The sequence below is a fragment of the Priestia sp. 53B2 genome (assembly GCF_056099005.1).
Genome location: NZ_JBLZXA010000125.1, coordinates 1 through 211, shown reverse-complemented (window position 1 = coordinate 211; position 211 = coordinate 1). Strand labels below are relative to the sequence as shown.

At 50.2% G+C, this 211-nt stretch carries 1 rRNA gene; it reads right to left on the bottom strand.

The window, feature by feature from the left end:
• Positions 1-211: ribosomal RNA gene (locus ACN6NE_RS31445) — 23S ribosomal RNA — on the bottom strand; the annotation flags it as partial.

Here is a 211-nt window from a genome sequence, read left to right as displayed (position 1 = left end):
TCGCTACGGCTCCGCCTTATCAGCTTAACCTTGCATGGGATCGTAACTCGCCGGTTCATTCTACAAAAGGCACGCCATCACCCATTAACGGGCTCTGACTACTTGTAGGCACACGGTTTCAGGATCTTTTTAACTCCCATTCCGGGGTGCTTTTCACCTTTCCCTCACGGTACTGGTTCACTATCGGTCACTAGGTAGTATTTAGCCTTGG